Below are 3,253 nucleotides of genomic sequence, written 5' to 3'. Positions count from 1 at the left end.
GGGGGCGGGCCCGCCCCCGCCGCCCGGGCAGCCCCCGCGGGCGCCCCCGCCAGCAACCCCACGATGCCCCTGCGCCCCGAGGACGCCGACGTGGACATGCCCGTCGGCGACCACCTCGCCCTGGCCCTCAACGGCCGGGTGCTGCCCGCCGAGGACCGCCGGGTGCTGGCCGCGTTCGCCGCCCAGGCCGCCGTGGTGCTCGACCGGCAACGGCTGGTCGGCGAGGCCGAACAGGCCCGCCAACTCGCCGAGGGCAACCGCATCCGCACCGCCCTGCTGGCCGCCGTCAGCCACGACCTGCGCACCCCGCTGGCCGGCATCAAGGCCGCGGTGACCTCGCTGCGCTCGGACGACGTGGCCTGGTCGGCGGAGGACGAGGCGGAACTGCTCGAAGGCATCGAGGACGGTGCCGACCGGCTCGACCACCTGGTCGGCAACCTGCTCGACATGTCCCGCCTCCAGACGGGCACCGTCACCCCGCTGATCCGCGAGATCGACCTGGACGAGGTGGTGCCGATGGCGCTCGGCGGCGTCCCCGAGGGCAGCGTCACCCTCGACGTGCCCGAGGAGCTGCCGATGGTCGCCGTCGACCCTGGGCTGCTGGAGCGCAGCGTCGCCAACATCGTCGAGAACGCCGTCAAGTACAGCCCGCAGGGCCGGCCCGTGCTGGTCGCCGCGAGCGCGCTCGGCAGCCGGGTCGAGGTGCGCGTCGCCGACCGCGGTCCGGGCGTCCCCGACAGCGACAAGGACCGCATCTTCGAACCGTTCCAGCGGTACGGGGACGCCCCGCGCGGCGCCGGCGTGGGCCTCGGTCTCGCCGTCGCCCGCGGCTTCGCCGAGGCCATGGGCGGCACGCTGACCGCCGAGGACACCCCGGGCGGCGGCATGACGATGGTCCTCACGCTGCGCGCGGCGGCCGGCCGCTCCCAGACCGTCCCCGACCTCCCGGCCCAGGCCATCACATGACCAGCTCTCGTACCGTACGTACGCCGGTACGTACTCGGCAGGAAAGGCAGTCACCATGCTGAGCTCTTCCGGGGGCCCCCCCCGGACCCCCGGGCGGGTGCTCGTGGTCGACGACGAGCCGCAGATCGTGCGCGCCCTGGTGATCAACCTCAAGGCGCGCAAGTACGAGGTCGACTCGGCCCCCGACGGCGCGACCGCGCTCCGCCTCGCCGCCGCCCGCCACCCCGACGTCATCGTCCTCGACCTCGGACTGCCCGACATGGACGGCGTCGAGGTGATCAAGGGGCTGCGCGGCTGGACCCGGGTGCCGATCCTGGTGCTCTCCGCGCGGCAGACCTCGGACGAGAAGGTGGAGGCGCTGGACGCGGGCGCCGACGACTACGTCACCAAGCCGTTCGGCATGGACGAACTGCTGGCCCGGCTGCGGGCCGCGGTGCGCCGGGCCGAACCGGTCGGCCAGAGCGAGGGCGCGGTCCTGGTGGAGACCGACAGCTTCTCCGTCGACCTGGCGGCGAAGAAGGCCCACCGGGACGGCGCCGACGTCCGGCTCACCCCCACCGAGTGGCACCTCCTCGAAGTCCTGGTCCGCAACGCGGGCCGGCTGGTCAGCCAGAAGCAGCTCCTCCAGGAGGTCTGGGGCCCCTCCTACGGCACCGAGACCAACTACCTCCGCGTCTACATGGCCCAACTGCGCCGCAAGCTGGAGCGCGACCCCTCGCACCCGCGGCACTTCGTCACCGAGCCGGGTATGGGCTACCGCTTCGAGCAGTGAGTGGCACGGCGGGCCACGGGTACCCTGGGCCGTATGAGTGCCCCATCCCGCCCCGGGAAGCCGGCAGGCCCGCTGCGCCGGCTGCTCGACCGGCTGTCGACGTCGCAGGACGACCTGCACTCCGCGGAGCTGCGGCAGGACGCCGAGAACGCCGGGTGCGTCAAGATCGGCGACTGCGGCGACCGTCAGATCGTCAAGGTCGCCGGTACGCTGCGGACCGTCACGCTCCGGCCCCGCGCGGGCGTGCCCGCGCTGGAGGCCGAGCTGTTCGACGGGTCGGCCGCGCTGGACGTGGTCTGGCTCGGCCGGCGCTCGATCGTCGGCATCGAACCGGGCCGGCGGCTGATCGCCTCGGGCCGGATATCGGTGAGCCACGGCCGCCGCGTGCTGTTCAACCCCAAGTACGAACTCCGACCGCTCGGACAGGAGTAGCGGGTGACGTCTGACGACAAGTGGGCCTCCGACGGGTCCGGACCGCCCGGCAGGGCCACCCGCGGGGCGGACGCCGCCCCGCCGGTCGGTACCGACGCCGAGGCGGATGCCGCACAGAGCAGGGCGGCGGCCGACACGGCGCTCCTTGAGGCGTTCGGCGGGGTGCGCGGCATGGTGGACACCACCGTGCCCGGCCTGGTCTTCGTCCTCATCTACACGATCAAGCGGGACATCCACGTCGCCGCGCTCGCCGCACTAGCCCTGACGGTGCTGCTCGCGGTGGCCAGGCTGGCCCGCAAGGAGACCCTCAAGCACGCCTTCAGCGGCGTCTTCGGGGTCGCCTTCGGCGCCGTCTTCGCGATGATGTCCGGCGACGCGAAGAACTTCTACCTGCCGGGGATGCTGTACACGCTGGGCCTCGCCATCGTGTACGTGGTCTCCGCGATCTTCAGGTTCCCGCTGATCGGTGTGTTGCTCGGGCCGATGCTGAAGGAGAACCTCTCCTGGCGCACCCGCAACCCCGGCCGGATGCGCGCGTACACCAAGGCCACCTGGGCCTGGGGCCTGATTCTGCTGGCCAAGTCGGCGATCCTCTTCCCGCTGTACTGGTGGGGCGACGCCACCCAGCTCGGCTGGGTCAAGGTCGCCCTCGGCATCCCGCCCTTCCTGCTGTGCGTCTACCTGACCTGGATCTTCCTGGCCAAGGCGCCGCCGCCGATCGATGTGATCGCCGAGATGGAGGCCGAGGAGGCCGCGGCCGAGCGGGCCGAGCAGGAGCGCGCGGTGCAGGACGCGGTGGTGGACGGCGTGCGCGCACAGACCACCGACGCGGTCCTGGAGCGGCTGTCCACAGACCCGGACCGAGCGGGCCGGGACGGCTCGACGCGCTAGCGGGTACGGGGCCGTCCGGCCGGGCGACGGGTTGTCCGGCCGGTGGGTCGGGCCCGGGCCGCTCGCCGCGGGCGGTGGCCGCCGCATGACACGACGAAGGCGGCCGGGGGGCGGGGCGCCCCCCCCCCGCCCCCCCCCGCCGGGGGGGGCCCCCCCCCCCCCCCCCCCCCCCCGGCGGGGGCCCGGCGCCCG

General features: G+C 74.1%; 4 protein-coding genes. All 4 read left to right on the top strand.

Annotated elements, in window-relative coordinates:
• A partial coding sequence (locus tag AAHZ94_RS31340) for a sensor histidine kinase (protein ID WP_349997099.1) occupies positions 1–966 on the top strand: 966 nt, incomplete at its 5' end.
• Positions 967–1,021: 55 nt separating this feature from the next.
• Positions 1,022–1,738 (top strand): response regulator, encoded by a 717-nt coding sequence (locus AAHZ94_RS31335; RefSeq protein ID WP_349997098.1) that lies wholly within the window; start codon positions 1,022–1,024, stop codon positions 1,736–1,738.
• A 33-nt stretch (positions 1,739–1,771) separates the two neighbouring features.
• Positions 1,772–2,170, top strand: coding sequence for an OB-fold nucleic acid binding domain-containing protein (locus AAHZ94_RS31330; protein ID WP_349997097.1), 399 nt, complete (start codon positions 1,772–1,774; stop codon positions 2,168–2,170).
• 3 nt (positions 2,171–2,173) lie between these two features.
• Complete coding sequence (locus AAHZ94_RS31325) at positions 2,174–3,061, top strand: DUF3159 domain-containing protein (protein ID WP_502964839.1); 888 nt, start codon at positions 2,174–2,176, stop codon at positions 3,059–3,061.
• The last annotated feature ends 192 nt before the right edge of the window (positions 3,062–3,253 follow it).

The organism is Streptomyces sp. HSW2009 (assembly GCF_040240285.1).
GTDB lineage: Bacteria > Actinomycetota > Actinomycetes > Streptomycetales > Streptomycetaceae > Streptomyces.
Note: the sequence above shows the minus strand (reverse complement) of the source record. Positions and strands in the feature narration are given on the sequence as shown.

Bases quoted from the DNA above. Each gene is read 5' to 3' on its own strand.
- AAHZ94_RS31335 (WP_349997098.1), top strand. From the start codon at position 1,022: ATGCTGAGCTCTTCCGGGGGCCCCCCCCGGACCCCCGGGCGGGTGCTC.
- AAHZ94_RS31330 (WP_349997097.1), top strand. From the start codon at position 1,772: ATGAGTGCCCCATCCCGCCCCGGGAAGCCGGCAGGCCCGCTGCGCCGG.